Annotated in this window: 19 protein-coding genes and 1 tRNA gene; 6 read left to right on the forward strand and 14 right to left on the reverse strand. The window is 64.8% G+C overall.

Going from position 1 to position 20,695, the window contains the following annotated elements; all coding sequences use genetic code 11:
* Positions 1-112: 112 nt before the first annotated feature.
* The 4 genes from nusG to QJT82_RS10595 all read right to left on the reverse strand — a co-directional run bounded on the left by nusG (position 113) and on the right by QJT82_RS10595 (position 3,288).
* Positions 113-646 carry a transcription termination/antitermination protein NusG gene (gene nusG / locus QJT82_RS10580; protein WP_016840553.1) on the reverse strand — a complete coding sequence of 178 codons (534 nt, stop codon included), beginning with the start codon at positions 644-646 and terminating at the stop codon, positions 113-115.
* A 20-nt stretch (positions 647-666) separates the two neighbouring features.
* A complete protein-coding gene (gene secE / locus QJT82_RS10585) occupies positions 667-858 on the reverse strand; it encodes a preprotein translocase subunit SecE (RefSeq protein ID WP_016840554.1) in 192 nt (63 codons plus the stop codon).
* 349 nt (positions 859-1,207) lie between these two features.
* On the reverse strand, positions 1,208-2,470 hold the full coding sequence (locus QJT82_RS10590; protein ID WP_196238130.1) for an ATP-binding protein: 1,263 nt from the start codon (positions 2,468-2,470) through the stop codon (positions 1,208-1,210).
* Between the two features lie 71 nt (positions 2,471-2,541).
* Positions 2,542-3,288, reverse strand: coding sequence for a response regulator transcription factor (locus QJT82_RS10595; RefSeq protein WP_051447755.1), 747 nt, complete (start codon positions 3,286-3,288; stop codon positions 2,542-2,544).
* A gap of 204 nt (positions 3,289-3,492) precedes the next feature.
* Between QJT82_RS10595 and QJT82_RS10600 the strand changes: the two genes are divergently transcribed.
* Complete coding sequence (locus QJT82_RS10600; protein WP_028339330.1) at positions 3,493-4,401, forward strand: DUF3313 domain-containing protein; 909 nt, start codon at positions 3,493-3,495, stop codon at positions 4,399-4,401.
* Positions 4,402-4,406: 5 nt separating this feature from the next.
* Here the strand turns inward: QJT82_RS10600 and QJT82_RS10605 are convergent, their stop codons facing one another.
* Entirely contained in the window at positions 4,407-6,020 is a 1,614-nt protein-coding gene (locus tag QJT82_RS10605) for an acyl-CoA synthetase (protein WP_028339331.1), read from the reverse strand.
* 60 nt (positions 6,021-6,080) lie between these two features.
* Positions 6,081-6,845 (reverse strand): FCD domain-containing protein, encoded by a 765-nt coding sequence (locus QJT82_RS10610; RefSeq protein WP_018272155.1) that lies wholly within the window; start codon positions 6,843-6,845, stop codon positions 6,081-6,083.
* 184 nt (positions 6,846-7,029) lie between these two features.
* On the opposite strand from QJT82_RS10610, the gene QJT82_RS10615 reads away from it, so the two are divergent.
* Positions 7,030-8,235, forward strand: coding sequence for an ABC transporter substrate-binding protein (locus QJT82_RS10615; RefSeq protein WP_028339332.1), 1,206 nt, complete (start codon positions 7,030-7,032; stop codon positions 8,233-8,235).
* A gap of 64 nt (positions 8,236-8,299) precedes the next feature.
* On the opposite strand, the gene QJT82_RS10620 is transcribed toward QJT82_RS10615, so the two are convergent.
* A tRNA-Trp gene (locus QJT82_RS10620) sits at positions 8,300-8,375 on the reverse strand.
* Between the two features lie 169 nt (positions 8,376-8,544).
* Here QJT82_RS10620 and QJT82_RS10625 point away from each other — a divergent pair.
* Positions 8,545-9,768: a serine hydrolase domain-containing protein gene (locus QJT82_RS10625; protein WP_028339333.1), complete on the forward strand. Its 1,224-nt coding sequence runs from the start codon at positions 8,545-8,547 to the stop codon at positions 9,766-9,768.
* Positions 9,769-9,905: 137 nt separating this feature from the next.
* On the opposite strand, the gene QJT82_RS10630 is transcribed toward QJT82_RS10625, so the two are convergent.
* Positions 9,906-10,673 carry an SDR family oxidoreductase gene (locus tag QJT82_RS10630; RefSeq protein ID WP_026192903.1) on the reverse strand — a complete coding sequence of 256 codons (768 nt, stop codon included), beginning with the start codon at positions 10,671-10,673 and terminating at the stop codon, positions 9,906-9,908.
* 76 nt (positions 10,674-10,749) lie between these two features.
* Positions 10,750-11,457: a histidine phosphatase family protein gene (locus QJT82_RS10635; protein WP_028339334.1), complete on the reverse strand. Its 708-nt coding sequence runs from the start codon at positions 11,455-11,457 to the stop codon at positions 10,750-10,752.
* Positions 11,458-11,596: 139 nt separating this feature from the next.
* Here QJT82_RS10635 and QJT82_RS10640 point away from each other — a divergent pair, with 139 nt between their 5' ends.
* The gene (locus tag QJT82_RS10640; RefSeq protein ID WP_028339335.1) at positions 11,597-12,382 is read left to right on the forward strand and encodes an SDR family oxidoreductase; all 786 of its coding nucleotides are present in this window, start codon (positions 11,597-11,599) and stop codon (positions 12,380-12,382) included.
* Between the two features lie 431 nt (positions 12,383-12,813).
* Entirely contained in the window at positions 12,814-13,983 is a 1,170-nt protein-coding gene (gene argE, locus QJT82_RS10645) for an acetylornithine deacetylase (RefSeq protein WP_028339336.1), read from the forward strand.
* Positions 13,984-14,094: 111 nt separating this feature from the next.
* Here the strand turns inward: argE and QJT82_RS10650 are convergent, their stop codons facing one another.
* The 3 genes from QJT82_RS10650 to QJT82_RS10660 all read right to left on the reverse strand — a co-directional run bounded on the left by QJT82_RS10650 (position 14,095) and on the right by QJT82_RS10660 (position 17,791).
* The gene (locus QJT82_RS10650) at positions 14,095-15,009 is read right to left on the reverse strand and encodes a DMT family transporter (RefSeq protein WP_028339337.1); all 915 of its coding nucleotides are present in this window, start codon (positions 15,007-15,009) and stop codon (positions 14,095-14,097) included.
* 355 nt (positions 15,010-15,364) lie between these two features.
* Positions 15,365-16,423: a phosphotransferase family protein gene (locus QJT82_RS10655; protein WP_018272167.1), complete on the reverse strand. Its 1,059-nt coding sequence runs from the start codon at positions 16,421-16,423 to the stop codon at positions 15,365-15,367.
* A 135-nt stretch (positions 16,424-16,558) separates the two neighbouring features.
* Entirely contained in the window at positions 16,559-17,791 is a 1,233-nt protein-coding gene (locus tag QJT82_RS10660; RefSeq protein ID WP_028339338.1) for an acyl-CoA dehydrogenase family protein, read from the reverse strand.
* A gap of 269 nt (positions 17,792-18,060) precedes the next feature.
* Between QJT82_RS10660 and QJT82_RS10665 the strand changes: the two genes are divergently transcribed.
* Complete coding sequence (locus tag QJT82_RS10665) at positions 18,061-18,750, forward strand: TetR/AcrR family transcriptional regulator (protein WP_028339339.1); 690 nt, start codon at positions 18,061-18,063, stop codon at positions 18,748-18,750.
* A gap of 28 nt (positions 18,751-18,778) precedes the next feature.
* Here the strand turns inward: QJT82_RS10665 and QJT82_RS10670 are convergent, their stop codons facing one another.
* Both QJT82_RS10670 and QJT82_RS10675 read right to left on the reverse strand, forming a co-directional pair.
* Positions 18,779-19,174, reverse strand: a complete 396-nt coding sequence (locus tag QJT82_RS10670) for a RidA family protein (protein WP_028339340.1) — start codon at positions 19,172-19,174, stop codon at positions 18,779-18,781.
* 243 nt (positions 19,175-19,417) lie between these two features.
* Positions 19,418-20,644 carry a CaiB/BaiF CoA-transferase family protein gene (locus QJT82_RS10675; protein ID WP_028335432.1) on the reverse strand — a complete coding sequence of 409 codons (1,227 nt, stop codon included), beginning with the start codon at positions 20,642-20,644 and terminating at the stop codon, positions 19,418-19,420.
* Between the last annotated feature and the right edge of the window lie 51 nt (positions 20,645-20,695).

Below are 20,695 nucleotides of genomic sequence, written 5' to 3' on the forward strand. Positions count from 1 at the left end.
GGACAGGGCCGGCGGTTTCAGGTTCCGTGGTTCGGTTGAAGGGGCTGGCGACCGCCTCCTCCCTCCCACGGCCTCTCTACTTGACGCGAGGCATATACCCCGCGCCGTCCGGTCAGACCACCTTTTCGACCTGACCGAATTCCAGTTCCACGGGGGTCGCGCGGCCGAAGATCGACACCGCGACCTTCACGCGCGAGCGCGCCTCGTCGATTTCTTCCACCACGCCGGAGAACGAGGCGAACGGGCCGTCGGCCACGCGCACGTTCTCGCCAATTTCGAACGACACCGACGCCTTCGGACGCTCCACGCCCTCCTGCACCTGGTGCAGGATCCGCATCGCTTCCGCTTCCGAGATCGGCATCGGCTTGTTTTCCGCGCCGAGGAAGCCGGTCACCTTCGGGGTGTTCTTGATCAGATGGAACGCCTCGTCGGTCAGCTTCATCTTCACCAGCACATAGCCCGGGAAGAACTTGCGCTCGGCGTCGATCTTGCGGCCGCGGCGCACCTCGGTGACCTTCTCGGTCGGCACCAGCACCTGCTCGAACAGCTCTTCCAGCCCGCGCTGCTTGGCCTGCTCACGGATCGATTCCGCGACCTTCTTCTCGAAATTCGAATAGGCGTGAACGATGTACCAGCGCTTGTCCATCAATTGAGTTCCCATGCTCATCAGTGGATGCCCAGTATCAGGGTGATGAGATAGCGGATGATCTGATCCGCGGCGAAGAAGAAGATCGAGGCCAGCGCCACCATCACGAACACCATGATGGTGGTGATGGTCGTCTCGCGGCGCGTCGGCCAGGTGACCTTGGCGGTCTCCGAGCGCACTTCCTGCAGGAATTTGAACGGGCTGAAAGCCATCGTGAGATCCGCGTCCGTTACCGGACGATTGCAACGTTTCAAGGAATCCGAACAGCCGACCTTGCGGACCCAGCCCTCGTTTGGAAGGTTGAGCCGATAAACGAGCTCGAATGTTCGGGGAATTAGGCCGCGCCGGATATCCGCCATCTAAGCGGGCCGGCTGCGAGTGCGGGGTATCTACTGCGAGACCGGCCAAACGTCAAGGTCGGCGGGGTCGCGCCCGGCGCCCGCCCGGTTCGGGCAGATCGGATATTGGTCTCTCCAAATCAAGGGCTTAGCAGGCGCCCTGCGACCCCCTGGCTTCCTGTCGAGATCAGGATCGTTCGTCTCGCCTCGTCTAGGCCAAGGTCTAGGCCAAGCCGGGTCCTGGCGGCAGCAGCATCGATACAAGCAGTCCGCTCGGCTCCCGCAGCCTCAACGCGATGCTGCCGCCATGACGCTTGGCAATATCCTGCGCGATCGATAGCCCCAGCCCGAAGCCCCCCTCCTGCCGCGCGCTGTCGGCCTTGAAGAAGGGCTCGAACACCTTGTCGTGCAGCGCCGGCGGAATGCCCGGACCGTCGTCGGCCACCTCGATCTCGATGTGGCCGGCCTCCGTGAGGCGAAGCATCACCGCGACCTTGCTGCCGTGCTTGACCGCGTTCTCCACGATATTGGTGACGGCGCGCGACAGCGCGCGGGGCCGACAGGCATAAGGCAGACGCACCGGCCCGGCATAGGATACCGCGTGACCCATGTCGGCGAAGTCCGAACAGATGGTCTGCAGGAAGCTCGGCAGGTCGATGAACGACGCCGCCTCCGAGCGGGCATCCTCGCGCAGATACTCCAGGGTCTCATTGATCATACGCGTCATCTTGGCGATATCGCCCAGCATCGCCGGGCGCAGGGTGTCGTTGCCGACGCGCTCGGTACGCAGCCTGAGCCGCGTCAGCGGCGTCCGCAGATCATGGCTGATAGCGGCGAGCATGCGGGTGCGGTCGTCGAGCAGCGCTGCGATACGCGTGCGCATGTCGTTCAGCGCGTCGGCGACCTGGGCGATTTCGAGCGGACCGCGCCGCCGCAACGCCTCGGGCGCCCGCGGCGAGCGGCCGAACGAGGTCGCGGCACGCGCGACGTCGGCCAGCGGCGCGATCACCCAACGCACCGCATAGATCGACAGCAGCAGCATGGATATCAGCACGATGATCGCGCCCCCGGCCGCCGGGCGGAGCAGAACGGACCAGAAGCCGCCCTTGACCGCGACGTCGGCCATCAACGCGTGGCCGTCGTCGAGCTTCACGACCACCTGCGACGACGAGCCCGCCGGATGGCGCAGCTCCTCCAGCAACTCAATTCCAGACTCGGCCGCCAGCTGCCGAAACGCTCTTATGGAAAACGGCCGCGTCTCGCCGACCGTCCGAGGCACGAGTTCGCTCAATGCGACGCGCCTGACGTCGAGACCGCCGCGCCTGGCTGCCCCCAGCAGTTCATCCGCGTCGGCTGGCGTCTTCGTGAAACGCAGAAGCTGCGTGAGCTCCGCGACCCGCCCGGCCAGAAACTTCTGCGTGTCGTTGACTGAGGGAGAATCAAACAGAAAGATCACGGTCGCCGCGGCGAGCGTGATGCCGATCAATTCCGAGAGCGCGACGAGGCTCATGAGTTGCGCAGCGACGCTGCGCGGCATCAGCCGCTGCGCCCATCCCATCATATCTGCTCGACCGCAGGCGTGAACATATAGCCGCCGAGCCGCACCGTCTTGATCATCGAGCGGTCCCTCGGATCCGGCTCGATCTTCTGCCTGATGCGGCTGATATGCACATCGACGCTGCGCTCGACCGATGCAATCAGGCCGCCGAAGGCCTGCTCGATCAGCTGCTCGCGCGACAGCACCTGCCCCGGATTGCGGCAGAACGCCAGCAGCAGATCGAACTCGGCACCGGTCAGCGTGATCCGGACGCCCGCGGGGTCATGCAGCTCACGGGTGGTGGGGTTGATGCGCCATCCGGCAAAGGTCAGCGGACGCGGCCGGGAGCGCGACGAGGCGCCGCTCTCGACCCTGCGCAGCAGTGCCCGGATACGGGCGACCAGTTCGCGCGAATTGAATGGCTTGGTGACGTAGTCGTCGGCACCGAGTTCGAGGCCGAGGATGCGGTCGATGTCCTCGCCGCGCGCGGTGACCATGATGATCGGAATCGAAGACGACATGCGCAGGCGCCGGCAAATGCTCAGCCCATCCTCGCCCGGCAACATCACGTCGAGTACGACGAGATCAAAGCTCTCGCGCTTGAGCAGCGCATCCATCTCCACGGCCGAGCCGACCAGCACCGGCCTGAAGCCGTTGTCCTCAAGCACCTCGGCCAGCAGGCGCGCGATATCGGCATCGTCCTCGACGCAGAGGACGCGTGCGTTGGTGACGGGGAAAGCCACGAGGTCATATTCCAGGATTTGCATCACGGCATTTTAGAGGCCTCGGCCCCAAATGCGCAGCGCGCAAATATAGCGTTTTGTTAAGCCTGCACGGCCAAATGTGGCTCAAATAGGTCGCGCGGTTTCGCGAGCTTCATCTGACTTAATATCTCTTAATCCCGACCCGGGCGGCCCTGCTCTATCGTGACGTTCGATCGTTCGTGGGGTGAGCGGTCGTTCGAGGGGTACATGAGAGTCGAATTTCTGCCGGACGCTGCGACTGATGCGCGGAGCACGGGCCGGGCGTCGCGCAATGGTCAGCCCAATCGGTCATCCCTGCTTGCCGGCGCTGCGGTTGCGGTGGTGGTGTTGTCGGGCTGTGCCAGCGCACCGATGACGCGGGGCGGATCACTGGCATCGTACGACAATCTCACGCCGTCCGACGGCGTGCTGGCGAAATCGCTGGTTCGCGTCAACAAGGACGAGGTCCTCGCTGCGAAGACGGTGCGAATCGTGCCGACGACCTTCGCGCAGGCGGCGTCGCCGACGCTGTCCCAGGAGCAGAGACACCTGGTGGCCAACGCGATCGATCGTTCGCTGTGCGTCGGCCTGAGCGAGCGGCTTCAGGTCGTTGGTCCCGATCAGCCCGCGGATCTGTCCGTACACGCGCTTGTCACCCAGGCGGCCCCCACCGACGAGGTCGCGGCGGGCACTTCCAAGGTGGTCAGCTTCCTGCCGAGCGCGCTCGGCGCGGGCGTGCCGGTGCCGGTGCCGCGGTTGCCGGTCGGACTTGGCAGCCTGACCGTCGAAGCCGAGGTGCGGGATCAGGCCAGCCGCCAGCAGGCGGCGATGATCTGGGCCCGCGGGGCGAATTCGTTCACCAACTCGCCGATGGTATCGAGCGCCGGTGACGCCTACGATCTCGCCCCTTCCTTCAGCGACGATTTCAGCAAGCTCGTCGTTACCGGCGCGACGCCATTCGGAAAGGCGCCGGGGCTGCCATCGTTCGACAAGATTGGCGCAACGCTCGGCGGCAAGCCGAAATACGCGGCCTGCGAGGCGTTCGGCCGCAGTCCCGGCCTGGTCGGAATGGCCGCCGGCAAGCTTGGCTTGCCGCCGGAATGGTCGGACAAGGCGCCGGCGACAGCTGGCCAATAGACAGCCTAGCCGGCGAAGCTCTTCTGCACCGCCTGGTCGAGCGTGGCGCCGCCGACATAGCGCTGGCGCAGCTCGCGCTTGAGCAGCTTGCCGCTCGGATTCTTCGGCAAGGCATCCACGAAGATGACCTGCTTCGGCACCTTGAAATGGGCCATCGACGCCGCGCAATGCTTGATGACGGCGTCGGCATCGAGGCTCTGGCCGGCCTTGACCACGACGATCGCGGTCACCGCCTCGATCCAGCGCGGATCGGGCAGCCCGACCACCGCAACCTCCGACACCGAAGGCAGCCGGTAGATCATCTCCTCGACCTCGCGGCTCGCGACATTCTCGCCGCCGCTCTTGATCATGTCCTTCACGCGATCGACGACGCTGATGTAGCCGTCGGCATCGACGATGGCGAGGTCGCCGGAATGAAACCAGCCGCCGGCGAACGCCGCCGCGGTCTTGACCGGATCATTGTAGTAGCCGGACAAGAGATGCGGCGAGCGGTGCACGATCTCGCCGACCTCCCCGACCTTGACGTCGGTCATATCCGGCCTGACCACCCGCGTCTCGACATTGATCGCGGGCTTGCCGGCCGAGCCGGCCTTCGGCAGCTGGTCCTCCGGCGTCAGCACGGTCGCGAGCGGCGCGATCTCGGTCTGGCCGTAGAAATTCCAGAACTTCACGTCGGGCAGCCGTCGCTGCAATTCGAGCAGCACCTCGACCGGCATGATCGACGCACCGTAATAGCCCTTGCGCAGGGTCGACAGGTCGGTGCGGTCGAACGCGCCCGAGCGCAGCATCGCGATCCAGATCGTCGGCGGCGCGAAGAACGAATTGATCTTGTGGGCCGCGATCAGCGCCAGGACATTGTCGGGCACTGGTTTGCCGGTAATGAGGCTGGTGGCGCCGAGATAGATCGCGGGCCCCAGGAAAACGTCGAGCTGCGCGCAGTGATAGAGCGGCAGCGCGTGCAGCACCGTGTCGTCGGTCGCCATGCCGCCGTCGATGATGCAGCTGACATACTGCCACATGACGGCTTCATGGGTGAGGATCGCGCCCTTCGGCAGCGACTCCGTGCCGCTGGTGTAGATGATCTGCGCGGGATCGCGGCTGTCCACCGACACATCCGGCGCCGACGCGTCGCCGTGCAACAGGCTGTCGAATGTCGTGATGCCGTCGGGCGCGTTGGCCGGATCCTCGCCCGGCAGCCAGATCAGGGTCTCGACCGCCGAGCCCTTGGCGGCCGCAGCCTGCGCCGTCTCCACGAAATCGGGGCCGACCGCGAGCAGCTTGGCGCCGGAATTGGCGAGGATGAAATTGATCTCGTCCGGATTGAGCATGAAGTTGATCGGCACCAGGATGGCGCCGATCCGCGCCACCGCAAAGCGCAGCGCGGCGAAGCCGTGCGAGTTGCGCGACAGCACCGCGACGCGATCGCCCTTCGCAACGCCAAGCGTAAGCAAGCCGCGGCCGAGCCGATTGCAGATCGCGTCCATCTCCGCAAAGCTCCAGCTCACCTCGCCGCAGATCAGCGCGGTCTTGCCGGGGTAGCGCTTCGCCGACCGGCGCAACAGATCGCCGATGCTGTGCTCGCGGGCGCGCTGGATGGTTGCTGCGATGTCTCCGCTCATTAAGTCCCTCCCGAATGTGCTTGTTGTCGTTGTTTTCGTCTTGTCTTGGCCGCGCCGTCCCTATTGCCGCGCGGCGTAAGCGTGTTCCATGTAGGTGTGCTCGACCGAGCGATCGAGCGAGGCGATCTTCTCGAAGCCGCGCCGCCAGTCCTGCAAATGCCGCCGCGTCCACAGCACGCCGGCCTCCTTGTCGCGCCGCTTGATCGCGTCGAGCAGATGATGGTGTGCCTCGACCAGCCGCGCGCCGCCCTCCGGCACGCCACCCACGATCATCTCGGTGGTCGGAAAGAACAGTTGCGCGGCGGGCTCGCGCGCCAGCTGCAGCACGCGGTTCTGCGAGGCCTTCGCCATCAGCACATGGAATTCCGCATCGAGCTCGGCAAGCGCAGCGGGATTGCCGACGACAGCCGCGCTGCGCTCGAGATTGCCGGCGAGCTCGGCGATGTTCTCCTCGGTCGCGCGCTCCACCGCACCCTCGACGCTCGCGACCTCCAGCGTCATCGAGGTCTCGAACAGTTCGCGGAACGTCACCTCGTGCAGGATCAGCGCGCGGGACAGGCGCGTCGCGAGCTTGTTGTAGCGCGGCAGGCAGGCCTGTAGCCGGCGGCTGGAATCGCGGCGGATCAGCCCGCCCTCCTCAAGCACGCGAATGCCTTCGCGCACCGTCGAGCGGTTGACGCCGAACTGCGCCACGAGCTGCTGCTCGGTGCCGATCGGCTCGCCCGGCTTGATCCGGCCGTTGATGATCTCGCGTTCGATCGCGTCGGCGACCTTCTGATAGGCCGGCGCGACATCGATACGCCGGAACAGCGGCGTGGTGGGCATCTTCAGCTCCCCCGGACCCCGATTGTCGTTTGTCCGACAAAGGATAGGCGAAGGCCCTTGAGGCGTCAAACCGGCGATATACGGCCTGATTGTCGCACCTAGGCAGCCGGAATTGACACCGGAACCGAGCAAATCTAGCTTTGTCGGACAAACTGATAAGAACACCTCGGGGAGGCACACCATCATGAAATCCATCGTCACGAATCTGTCCGCCGCCGGCCTGATAGCGGCTGTGCTGGCAGGGCCGGCGCTCGCGCAGCAGGCGCCGCTCAAGATCGGCGTGCTCACGGATTTCCAGTCGGTCTATTCGGACATCGGCGGCGCCGGCAATGTCGAGGCCACCAAGATGGCGATCGAGGAGTTCGGCGGGTCGATGTTCGGCAAGCCGATTGAGCTCGTCACTGCCGACGCCCTCAACAAGGCCGACGTCGCCGCCACCATCACCCGCAAATGGTACGAGGCGGAGAATGTCGACATGATTATCGACATGCCGACCTCGGCGACCGCGCTCGCCGGCATGGAGATGTCGAAGCAGTTCGAGAAGATCATGATCGTGACGGACGCGGCGAGCTCCGACATCACCGGCAAGTCCTGCTCGCCCTACACGCTGCACTGGACCTACGACACCTATGCCAACGCCCACACCGTCGGCAGCGCGATCGTGAAGAACGGCGGCGACACCTGGTTCTTCATCACCGCCGACTATCTGTTCGGCCATTCGATCGAGCGCGACACCGGCGACGTGGTCCGCGCCGCCGGCGGCAAGGTGCTCGGCAGCGCGCGACATCCGCTCAACACGCCGGACTTCTCGTCCTTCCTGCTGCAGGCGCAGGCCTCGAAGGCCAAGATCATCGGCATGGCCAATGGCGGCGCCGACACCATCAACACCATCAAGCAGGCCTCCGAATTCGGCATCGTCGCGGGCGGGCAGAACCTCGCCGGCATCGTGATGTTCATCTCTGACATCCACAGCCTCGGGCTGAAGCTGGCGCAGGGCCTGATCATCACCGAGGCCTACTACTGGGATCTCAACGACCGCACCCGCGCCTTCGGCAAGCGCTTCTTCGAGCGCATGAAGCGGATGCCGACGATGAACCAGGCCGCGACCTACAGCGCCACCCTGCACTACCTCAACGCGGTAAAGGCCACCGGCACCAAGGAGACCAAGCAGGTTTTGGCCAAGATGCGCGCGACCCCGGTCCGCGACGCCTTCACCGACAACGGCGTGGTGCGCGAGGACGGCCGCATGGTGCACTCGATGTTCCTGTTCGAGGTCAAGAAGCCCGAGGAATCGAAGGCGCCGTGGGATTACTACAAGGTGCTCGCCGAAGTGCCCGGCGACCAGGCGTTCCGGCCGCTCAAGGACGGCGGCTGCCCGCTCATCAAGTAGGCAAACATGATCATGGCCGGGGTCCGGGACCTCGGCCAACACCTTCAAATAATTGGGTAAAAGCTGGCAGGAGTGGCAGGGCTCGAACCTGCGACCCCCGGTTTTGGAGACCGGTGCTCTACCAATTGAGCTACACTCCTGCAGGGAACCAGCGTCGCCGCCAGTTCGCGCCGTTTCAAGCACAGGGCATGGCCGGTTTGCAAGGGCGAAGCGGTGAAGCTTCTGTTCATTGCAAAACTTCTGCGCCAGACTTCGGCGATCACCCCGTGTCGGCACCTCGCCGCAAGAATCAAGAACCAGGGAGAGACCATGAACGTCCAAACTGCCACCAAGCACGCCGCCAGCCCGGCCACCCCCTCCCTTCCCCTCGCCAAGCCCGAATCGATCGGGCTGTCGAGCGCGCGGCTGCAGGCGATGTCCGACACCTTCCGCCGCGAGGTCGACAAGGGAACCATGCCCGGCGCGACGGTGCTGGTCGCGCGGCGCGGCCAGATCGGCTGGTTCGACGCGATCGGCCGGCAAAGCCCGACCGCCTCGGCGCCGATGGCGCATGACACGATCTTCCGCATCTTCTCGATGACCAAGCCGATCGTCTCGGTCGGCATCATGCAGCTGCTGGAGGACGGCCACTTCCTGCTCAACGACCCCGTTGCGAAATTCATCCCCGAATTCGCCGAGACCAAGGTCGGCGTCGAGAACAGCGGTAAGCTCGAGCTGGTCGCGGCGAAGCGGCAGATGACGATCCAGGACCTGCTCCGCCACACGTCTGGGCTTACTTATGACCACACCGGCAACGGCCCGGTGCAGCAGATCTACCAGCAGTCGCGGCTGCGCAGCCGCAAGATCACCAATGCCGAGCACGCCACCATGCTCGCCGGCATGCCGCTGGTCTGCCAGCCCGGCGCCGAATGGAACTACAGCCGCTCCACCGACATCCTCGGCCGCATCATCGAAGTCGTCAGCGGCAAGACGCTCGGCGCGTACCTCACTGAGCGCATCCTCTCGCCGCTGCAGATGACCGAGACCGCCTTCCACACCGGGGAAGCCAATGCCGGCCGCCTCGCCGAGGCGTTTGCCAACGATCCCTGGACCAACGAGAAGGTGCAGCTGTTCAACATGCTGGAGAAGCCGGCGATGGAATCCGGTGGCGGCGGACTGGTCTCGACCACGATGGACTATGCGCGCTTCGCGCAGATGCTGCTGGGTGGCGGCTCGCTCGACGGCACCAGGATCATCGGCCGCAAGACGCTCGAATTCATGGCCTCCGATCACCTCGGCGCCGGCGTCAAGATCCAGGGCACGCTGGTGTCGCCCGGCCACAGTTTCGGCCTCGGCTTCGCCGTGCGCATGCAGCAGGGCATCGCGCCGTTCTCCGGCTCGGTCGGCCAGTATTTCTGGAGCGGCATGGCCGGCACGTTCTTCTGGATCGATCCGAGCGAAGACCTGATCGCGGTCTTCATGATGCAGGGCCCGGGCCAGCGCGAATATACCCGCTCGCTGGTGCGCAACGGGGTGTACGCGGCGGTGGAGTGAGGCGAGCACGCCTCCCCTTGCTCCGTCATGCCCGGGCTTGTCCCAGGCATCCACGTCTTTGGGGTCGCAAAGGAAGACGTGGATGGCCGGGACAAGCCCGGCCATGACGACAATGCGCGACCTCGGCGACGCCGGCGTCAGCTGATCGTCGCGCCGCCGTCGATCACGATGGTCTGGCCGGTCATGAAGTCGCCGGCCCGCGAGCCCATCATCACGGCGGCGCCCGCGATCTCGTCCGGCACGCCGATCCGCAGCAGCGGCGAGCGTGCGGTCGAGGCCTTCAGATTGTCCGGATTGTCCCACAGCGCCTTCGCGAAGTCGGTCTTGATCAGGCCCGGCGCGATGCAGTTCACGCGGATATTGTGCTTGCCGTATTCGCAGGCGAGGTTGCGCGCGAGCTGCATGTCGGCGGCCTTGGAGATCGCGTAGGCGCCGAGGATGGTCGAGCCCTTCAGGCCGCCGATCGAGGACACGATGATGATCGAGCCGTCCTTGCGCTCGATCATCTGCGGCACCACCATCGAGATCAGCCAGTTGTTGGCGACGATGTTGTTGTCGAGGATCTTGCGGAACTGATCGTCGGAGATGCCGGCGAGCGGACCGTAATAAGGATTGGACGCCGCGTTGCAGACCAGCACGTCGATCTTGCCGAAGGCGCGGTTGCTCTCGTCGACGAGGTTCTGCAGGTTTTCCTTCGACGAGATGTTCGCCGCGATCGCAACCGCGGTGCCCTTGCCGTAGCTGTCGTTGATCTCCTTCGCCACCTGCTCGCAGACGTCGGCCTTGCGCGAGGAGATCACGACCTTGGCGCCGTGCTCGGCCATGCGCTCCGCGATCGCGCGTCCGATGCCGCGCGTCGAGCCGGTGATGACGGCGACTTTTCCCTTCATGTCGAACAAGGTCATGTTTCTCTCCCTGATGTTACGGTGTTTGAATTCTGCGGTGAGCTTAAGCAGCGGCGTGAGGTTGCGATAGCAGCAATCACGCAAGCTTGCTCGCGGGCCTGACTTCAGGCCCGGACGGCTGATGCATCGCGGCGTGGCGCGGATCGGCAATCCACGGCTGCTGGTTCACCATCGGCAAGCGCCAGGTCGACAGGCCGGCGCTCGCGATATGATCGAGGCGCGTCACCGAGACGTTGTCGATGTCGAAGGACAATCCGCGGTCCGGCTGGCCACCGAGCGCCAGCCCGACCGCGGCCTTGATCACGCCGCCATGGCCGACGGCGATGATATTCCTGCCCGCTTCCGCCGCGGTGATCCGCACAATGGTGCGGCAGACGCGGGTATAGAGATCCATGTAGCTCTCGCCGCCGGGCGCGGGCTCGTTGACATCGGCGAACCAGGCCGTGCCCGGCGGACGGCTGGCGAGAAACGCGGCGCGGTTCATGCCCTGCCATTGGCCGAGATGCTGCTCGGCGAAGTCGCGTTCCTGCGTCATGCTGTCCGGCTTTGGAAACCCGGCAGCCCAGATCGCGTCGGCGGTCTTGTGCGTGCGTTTCAGATTGCTCGAATACCAGACCGCATCGCGCGGCAGCATCTTGGCGACCGCCTCGAACACTTCGGTGTCGCCGGTGTCGCAGTCGATATCCTCTTGTCCGTAAATGTTGCCGCCGTCGCTGCGCACCGGCGCGTGGCGAACCCACCACCACCGCGTCACCTTCACGTCAGGCTTGTCTGGATTGGACATCGGATGAGCCCTTCAATAGTGTCCCGTCTCGCTGTACGTCACGCCGCACATCGCCTCAAGTGCTTCGGACGTTTGAAATTTTGTTTGAATTCCGTCGCGCGGCAGACGCGTCGGGGATCATGTGAACAGGGAGAAAATCATGGGCCGCCTCGAAGGCAAATCCGTCATCATCACCGGCGCTGGCAGCGGCATCGGCCGCGCCGCCTCGCTGCTGTTCACCAGGGAAGGCGCCAAGCTGATCGCGGTCGATCGCACCGAGCGCGTGAACGAGACCGCCAAGCTGGTGCGCGACGCCGGCGGCACCGTTGAAGCCGTCACCGCCGATGCCGGCTCGGAGAGCGACGTGAAGGCCTTCATCGAGAAGGCGGTTTCGAAGTACGGCAAGCTCGATGCGATCTGGGCCAATGCCGGCGTCAGCGGCGGGCTCGTCCCGCTCGCCGACCAGACCGTCGAGCATTGGCAGGAAGTGCTGCGCGTCAATCTGATCGGCCCGTTCCTCGCGATCAAGCATTCGATCCCGCATATGACGAAGCAAGGTTCCGGTTCGATCGTCTGCACCGCCTCCGTCGCGGGCCTGAAGTCGGGTGCCAGCGGACATCCCTATGGTGCGAGCAAGGCCGGCGTCATCAGCCTGGTGCAGACCACCGCCTACTCGCTCTCCGGCACCGGCGTGCGCATCAATGCGGTGTGCCCAGGCCTGATCGAGACCGGCATGACCAAGCCGGTGTTCGATCGCGCCAAGGAGCGCGGCACCCAGGACAAGATCGGCCAGCTCAATCCGCTCAAGCGCGCCGGCCAGCCGCACGAGCTCGCCGCGATGGGATTGTTCCTGGCGAGCGATGAAGCGTCCTACGTCAACGGCCAGGCCATCCCGGTCGACGGCGGCCTCACCGCGTCGATGCCGTATACCGGCAAGCCGATTTAGCAAGGGCGCTCTCCGTTCGCTGGGCCTGCCAGTCCGTGTGACGCGACAACGGCACCACATTCACAACTGTCGTCCCTGCGAAAGCAGGGACCCATACGCCGCGGCGCGTGTTGAGAACGGGACTCGTCGTCGCAGCATCGTTCAACAATCAGCATTTGTGGTTATGGGTCGCTGCCTTCGCAGGGACGACACCGAATATGTGGATGGGAGAGCGCAGCGAAACCCACCATGCTTCCGCGCCGATCAAAGTCGATCGGTTCGCTGCGCTCTACCCAACCTTGCGCTGACTCATGGCCAGTGCCGTGCAATAACCGCCGGCAACGGTCCGAATATTGCTTGGCCTCGGCAGGCCAACCAGCTGTTATACTTCGCTGGCAGGATCGCCCGCACACTCGTAATTCCTCGCGCAATCCCTCGCAAACGAACAGGCAATGCAAAATCAACGTCCCGACCGCATCCGCAAACTATTGGCCGACCTCGTCGCCTTCGACACCGTCAGCGACCGCAGCAATCTGCCCCTGATCGATTACATCGAGCGTTACCTCGCCTCGCTTGGCCTCACGGGGCAGCGCATCGTCGATGAGACCGGGCAGAAATCCTCGTTGTGGGTCACGATCGGCCCCGAGGACAAGGCCGGGCTGGTGCTGTCGGGGCATACCGATGTCGTGCCGGTTGTGGGACAGGATTGGAGCCACAACCCGTTCGAGCTCGTCGAGCGCAATGGCCGGCTCTACGGCCGCGGCACCACCGACATGAAAGGCTTTGTCGCCGTCTGCCTCGCGATGGTTCCCGAGATGCTCGCGGCCGATCTGAAGACGCCGATCAATCTTGCCATCTCCTATGACGAGGAGATCGGCTGCGTCGGCGTGCGGCCGATGCTGCGCGAGGTCGCGCGCAAGCCGATCAAGCCGCTCGGCTGTTTCGTCGGCGAGCCGACCCAGATGCAGGTGATCATCGGGCACAAGGGCAAGCACGGCGTGCGCGCCACGTTCCGCGGGCTCGCCCGCCACTCCTCGATCGCGCCCGATGGCGTCAACGCCATCGAATATGCCGCCGACCTCATCACCGAAATCCGCCGCCGCGCCGCGTTGCTGGCCGCGGATGCCGAACAAGGCAGCCTCTACGATGTGCCGCACTCGACCCTGCTCACCAGCATCGTGCATGGCGGCGCCGCGCTGAATATCGTGCCCGACACTTGCGTGGTGGAATTCGAATGCCGCGGCATCGGCATCACCGAGTCGAGAGAAGTGACAGACGCGATCATCGCCTGGGCGAAGGCCGAGATCGAGCCGGCGATGCGCAAGCGGCACCCCGAATGCGGCATCGACTTCGAGGAAATCCTCGACTACCCCGCGCTCGACACCGCCGCCGACGCTGCGATCGTCACGCTCGCCAAGCAATTTGCCGGCCGCAACGACCACGCCAAGGTCGCCTTCGGCACCGAGGCCAGCCTGTTCGTCAGCATGGCGGATGTGCCCTCCGTCGTGGTCGGCCCCGGCTCGATCGCACAGGCGCATACGCCGGACGAGTTCGTCGAGATGTCGCAGCTCGAGGCCTGCGGCGCATTCGTCGCGCGGCTGATCGCACATTGCGCGAAGTGATTTGCAAATGACTGCGTAGGATGGGTAGAGCGAGCGAAACCCATCACCTCGTATCCGCGGCGCCATGATGGGTATCGCTGCGCTCCACCCATCCTACGGATCACGGATGCCTCACAGCCCGTCCGGCGGCAATCCCGGTCCGGTCGCGGCGGGGCGGAGCTTGTCGCGCTTGCGCTCGCGGTAGAAGGCATAGAGGCCGGAGGCGACGATGATCGCGGCACCCGCGAGCATTGGACCGTCGGGCTTGTGGCCGAAGGCGAGATAACCTGTCAGCATCGCCCACGGCAGTGCGGTGTAGCGGAACGGCGCCACCGCCGAGATGTCGCCTGTGCGCAGCGACACGATGATGCACTGGTAACCGATCAGGATTAGCACCGCGGCGAAGGTGAGCAGGCCGAGCGCATTGCCGGACGGCGGCCGCCAGCCGCCGAGCGGGACAAGGACGACAGCACCCGCCGTCGTCACGGTCACGGTGGTGAGCAGCGTGATGAACACGGTCGGCAAGTGCTTCGGGATGCGGCGGGTGGCGAGATCGCGTACCGCGCAGAATCCGACCGACGCCAGCGCCAGCAGCGCAGCCTGGCTAAAGCCTTCCGCGCCGGGCCGAACGATGACGAGGACGCCGATGAAGCCGGCGGCGATCGCCAGCCAGCGCCGCCAGCCGACCGGCTCGCCGAACACCAGCGCGGCGCCGAGCGTGATGACCAGCGGCAGCGCCTGGAAGATCGCCGAGGCGTTGGCGAGCGGAATCTGCGAGATCGCCGAGAGATAGGTCAGCGTGCCGCCGATCTCGCCAAGGACGCGCAGTCCGACCGGCCAGATCAGCAGCGCGCCAAAACTGCGCAACGCGTCGCGGTACCAGGCGAGCGCCGCGACCAGCACCATCGCGACCAGGCCGCGGACGAGCAGGATCTCGCCGATGTTGAGCTCCGCCGACACCGCCTTGGTGATGGTGTCGTTGACCGTGAAGCTGGCCATGGCCGCAGCCATGAACAGGCTGCCGCGAAGGTTCGAGGAGAGGGTCAAAATGAAAATGTCCGATCAGGACCAGGGCGGCCGTTGACCGGACTGACTTGCCAAAGCGGCAGCGCGAACTCAAGTCACAGATGGCTACAATGCGGAAACATGCCGCACCTTGCAGCGGCGGCGCGATCTTGCTCTCTCGCCCCGCTCTTGCGGGGTCGAGACGAGCGCAGCTCGCTCTTAGAGGGTTGGGGTGAGAGGCTACCTCGGCAAACCCGGTGACAGATGAACTCGCGGAGAGTCCCCCTCACCCGGATCGCATTTCGCTTCGCTGCATGCGTTCCGACCTCTCCCCGCAAGCGGGGCGAGGTGAAAGCAAAGCGGCGCGAACCCTGCGGGATCGCGCCGCGTTCCTGGATCAGGTTGCGCCGGCCTTCTGCGCGTATTCCCATGACGCCTGCGACAGCGGCACGGTGCGCTTGGCCGACTCGAGGGCCTTGGCATTCGACGCGGTGCCGTCGCGCACCCGCCCCGCAATGCCCTGCGTGATGCCCGCAAGGCGGAACAGATTGTAGGAGAAATACCAGTTCAGGTCGGGCACCGGGATGCCGGTCACGTCGCAGTAGATCTGCGCCGCCTCATCCTGGCTCGGAATGTTCAATGCCTTGAGGTCGGCATTGACGAGGCCCGGCATGGTCCACTGCATCAGCAGATAGGTGAAGTCGGCCATGGGATCGCCGAGCGTCGACAATTCCCAGTCGAGCACCGCCTGCACCCGCGGCTCGGTGGCGTGGAAGATCATGTTGTCAAGGCGATAGTCGCCATGCACGATCGAGACGCGCTTCTGCTCCGGAACGGTTTTCGGCAGCCACTCGGCGAGCTTCTCGAATTCGGGAATGTGCTGCGTTTCGGAGGCGCGGTACTGCTTGGTCCAGCGATCGACCTGTCGCGCAAAATAATTGCCGGGCTTGCCGAAATCGCCGAGGCCGATCGCCTCGGGATTGAACAGATGAAGCTTGGCCAGCGTCTCGATCTTGCTGGCGAAGATCTTGCGGCGCGCGTCGGGCTCCTGGGTCGGTAGCGTCGGATCCCAGAACACCCGCCCCTCCTCCATCGACATGATGTAGAAGGCCGAGCCGATCACCGCGTCGTCGGTGCACAGCGCGTAGGCTTTCGCGACCGGGAAATTCTGCTTGCCGAGCGCCGCGATCACGCGGAACTCACGATCGACCGCATGCGCCGACGGCAACAATTTACCGAACGGCTTGCGCCGCATCACGTAGTTGCGGCCGGGGGTCTCGAGCTTGTAGGTCGGGTTGGATTGGCCACCCTTGAACTGCAGGACCGTGAGCGGGCCCTGATAACCCTCGACGTGTTCCCTCATCCAGGCGTCGAGACTGGCCTCGTTGATACGATGGCGCTCCTCGACTTCCCTTGTGCCGGAAAATTCTTCGTCTTTCCTGACGCCGTCCGCCACGATGACGGTCCCTCAACTCGATTTTTCAAGGAGCGCGTCGGGGCGCTCCCTCAATCAGGCTGGCACGCCAGCCTGATCTCTCTTTTTCATTCTGAGCACGATGTGCGCGCGAACGCCATGCGTTCCGCATCATGCTCAGTGCGACGTGTTTGCATACTTCCGAAGTTCAAGTCTGGCAATGGCGCGATTGTGCACTTCGTCCGGACCGTCGGCGAGACGGAGCGTGCGGATGTGGGCATAGGCGCGGGCGAGGCCTGCTTCGTCGGAGACGCCGCCGCCGCCATAGGCCTGGATCGCCTGGTCGATGATCTTCAGCGCCATGTTGGGAGCCGCGACCTTGATCATCGCAATCTCGGCCTGCGCGGTCTTGTTGCCGACTTTGTCCATCATGTCGGCGGCCTTGAGGCAGAGCAGACGGTTCATCTCGATGTCGGCGCGGGCCTCGCCGATGCGCTGCTCCCAGACCGAGTGCTCGATGATTTTCTTGCCGAACGCGGTGCGCGAGGCGAGCCGCTTCACCATCTTCTCCAGCGCCTCCTCGGCCTGGCCGATGGTGCGCATGCAGTGATGGATGCGGCCCGGACCGAGTCGGCCCTGCGCGATCTCGAAGCCGCGGCCTTCGCCAAGCAGGATGTTTTCCTTCGGCACGCGCACGTTCTCGAGCAGCACCTGGGCGTGGCCGTGCGGCGCGTCGTCGAAGCCGAACACCGGCAGCATCTTCTCGACCTTGATGCCGGGGGTGTCGAGCGGCACCAGGATCTGCGACTGCTGCTGATGCTTGGCGGCGTTGAAATCGGTCTTGCCCATCAGGATCGCGATCTTGCAGCGGGGATCGCCGACGCCCGACGACCACCATTTGCGGCCGTTGATGACGTAGTGATCGCCGTCCTTCTCGATGCGGGTCTCGATGTTGGTGGCGTCAGAGGAAGCGACCGCCGGCTCGGTCATCAGGAAGGCGGAGCGGATCTCGCCGTCCATCAGCGGCCGCAGCCATTTGCGCTTCTGCTCCTTGGTGCCGTAGCGGATGAACACTTCCATGTTGCCGGTATCGGGGGCGGAGCAGTTGAACACTTCGGACGCCCAGGAGATGCGGCCCATCTCTTCCGACAGCAGCGCGTATTCGAGATTGGTCAATCCCGCGCCATGGAATTCATCGTCCTCATGCGAGGACGGCGGCATGAACATGTTCCAGAGGCCTTCGGCCTTCGCCTTCTTCTTCAGATCCTCGAGGATCGGGATCACCTTCCAGCGCGGGCCTTCGGCGTCCTGCTTGTCGTAGATCGGCACGGCGGGACGGACATGCGCTTTCATGAAAGCCTGAACGCGCTCCAGCCATTCCTTCTGCTTGGGCGACATCGTGAAATCCATGGGACGCTCCTCGTTTCCTAGACTTGGGCCGCTGACCTGGGTCGCTGACCTGGGCCGTAGCCATTTGTCGACATTGTTGACCCCGCCTCCGCGGCTCGCAAGGGCGTTCGCGGAAGGGCGGCGGTGCTGTGCCAGAAGACCGCCCGCAACGCGCGGATTGACATTTCCGGCTCTTCAAACGATAGTTTCATACAAATGTTTGAAATGCAACTCCCTGTCGTCTTCGTCATTCCCCGGCGTACCGCGGAATAACGGAAAGGCTCCCAGCCATGGCCAGCGACCAGACCCGATCCGCCATTCTCGCCGCCGCCGAGCGGCTCTATGCCGACCGCGGCTTCGGCGACGTCACGCTGCGCGACATCGTCGCGGAGGCGAACGTCAACCTCGCGGCGGTGAACTATCATTTCGGCTCCAAGGACGAATTGATCGCGGAGCTGTTCGTCACGCGCAGCATCCAGACCAACCGCGAGCGCCTCAACGAACTGCGCGCGGCGGAGGAAAAAGGCGGCGGCCGCGCCGCGATCGAGGACATCATGCGCGCCCTCGTCGGCCCCACCCTGCGCGGCTGCCTCGGGCCGGATCGCGAGGGCTCGACCGCGGCGCGCTTCATGATCCGCGCCTCGATCGAATCCGTGCCGCCGATCCGCCGCATCAAGAATCGCGAGGTCGATCACTTGCGCAAGTTCGCCGCCGCGATGCGCCGCGCGATGCCGGCCAGCAGCGACACCGAGCTCTATTGGGGCCTGCACTTCGCGCTCGCGATGGCGCACCACACCATCCGCGAGAAGGAACGCCTGCTGCGGCTGTCGGAAGGCAAGTGCGACCTCGACGACGTCCGCGCCATCATCGATCGCGTGGTCATGGTCTCGGTGATGGCGCTGACGATGGGCGACGTGCCGAGCAGGCCCGCCGCGCGGCCGGTCGCGATGCACGGCCGGCTGACGCGCCAGGATCTGTGAAGCGAGGGCGCCGCTGCGGCGCCCTGCCCTACACCATCGCGATGCAGTCGATCTCGACGTCGAACGGGCCGGTCCATTCCGGGATGCAGACGAAGATCCGCGCCGGCGGCTGGTGCGGGAAGTACCTTGCATAGACCGCATTGAAGGTGGTGAAGTGCTTTGCCGAGGTGCAGAACACGTTGCACTTCATCACATTGTCGAGCGTGGCGCCGGCCGCCTCGAGGCATTGCTTGAGCTGCTCCATGACCAGCTCGCTTTGCCGCTCCATCGACGCGCCGGCGGCGAACTCGCCGGTCGCGGGATCGAACGGCGGCAGGCCGGAGACGAACACCATGTTGCCGGCGCGGGTGACCGGCGATGCCGGCGCCTTCCAGCGCTCCAGCCAGCTCGAGATCGGCTCGACGCGGACCACTTCCCGTTTCATGATTGGCACCTTCGATGAGGGATCGATGGCGCCAACCTAGCAGGCGGATGTCAATGATGCTTCGATATCGATCGAAGTGTTATTGCGCGGGCTCCGCTGTCTAACCGTCATCCTGAGGAGGCCGCGCAGCGGCCGTCTCGAAGGATCGAGGGGCACCAGCCGGGCCGTTCATCCTTCGAGACGCGGCCAAGTGGCCGCTCCTCAGGGTGACGGAACGGTGGCCCGCGGCCTCGAAGTCAGCGCCTACAATATCCCCTGCGCCTTCAGCCCTTCGACCTTGGCGTCGTCATAGCCGATGGTCGCCAGAACCTCCTTGGTGTCGGCCCCTAACAGCGGCGGGGCGCGGTATTCGGTGATCGGCGTGCCCGAGAAGGTCAGCGCGTTGCGGATCAGCGACAGGTTCGGCTCGAAGGGATGGTCGACCTTCACCCGCATGCCGCGCGACTGCACGTGCGGATCGCTGAACACCTGCTCGAAATTGTTGATCGGGCCCGACGGCACGCCGGCCTCCTCGAGCTTCTCCAGCCAGTAGGCCACCGGATGCTTCAGGAACAGCCCGGCGAAGATCGCCATGATCTCCTTGCCGTGCACGACGCGGTCGTTGTTCTTGACGAAGCGCTTGTCGTTCGCGAGCTCGGGCTCGCCGAGCACGGCGCAGGTGCGCTGGAACTGGCCGTCATTGCCGACCACCAGCATCAGCTCGCCGTCGGTGCAGCGAAACACGCCGGCCGGCATGCCGCCATTGCCCCAGGTGCCGCGGCGCGGCGGGGTCTTGCCATTGACGAGGTAGATCTGCAGCCAGTGCGACAGCGATGCGATCACCGTGTCGAACAGGCAGACGTCGATATGCTGCCCTTCCCCGTTGTTGGCGTCGCGATGGTAGAGCGCCGAGAGGATGCCGATCGAGGTGTTCATGCCGGTCATGTAGTCGACGATCGAGGGGCCGACCTTCATCGGGCCCTCGCCCGGCTCGCCGTCGATATGGCCGGTGACGCTCATCAGCCCACCCATCGCCTGCAGGATCGCGTCATAGCCGGCGCGCGGCGCATAAGGTCCGGTCTGGCCGAAACCTGTGACCGAGCAATAGATGATGCCGGGGTTGAGCTGCTTGATGGTCTCGTAGTCAAGGCCGTAGCGCTTGAGGTCGCCGACCTTGTAGTTCTCCATCATCACGTCGGCCGTCTTGGCGAGCTCGCGGATGATCGCCTGCCCTTCCGGCTTGGCGATGTTGACGGTGACCGACTTCTTGTTGCGGTTGGCGCAGAGGTAGAACGAGTTGTTGTTGTTCTGCTTGCCTTCGGGGTCGGCGAGATAGGGCGGGCCGAAGGCGCGGGCGTCGTCGCCGCCGCCGGGCCGCTCGATCTTGATCACCTCGGCGCCGAGATCCGCCAGCATCTGGGCCGACAGCGGACCCGCGAGCACCCGCGTCAGGTCGAGAATCTTGATGCCCGAGAGTGGCAGAGCCGACATGAACGTTCCTCCAAAATCTTGCGATATCTTGATTGTGTCGCGCCGGGCCGC

Source organism: Bradyrhizobium sp. Mp19 (genome assembly GCF_029952935.1).
Classification (GTDB): domain Bacteria; phylum Pseudomonadota; class Alphaproteobacteria; order Rhizobiales; family Xanthobacteraceae; genus Bradyrhizobium; species Bradyrhizobium elkanii.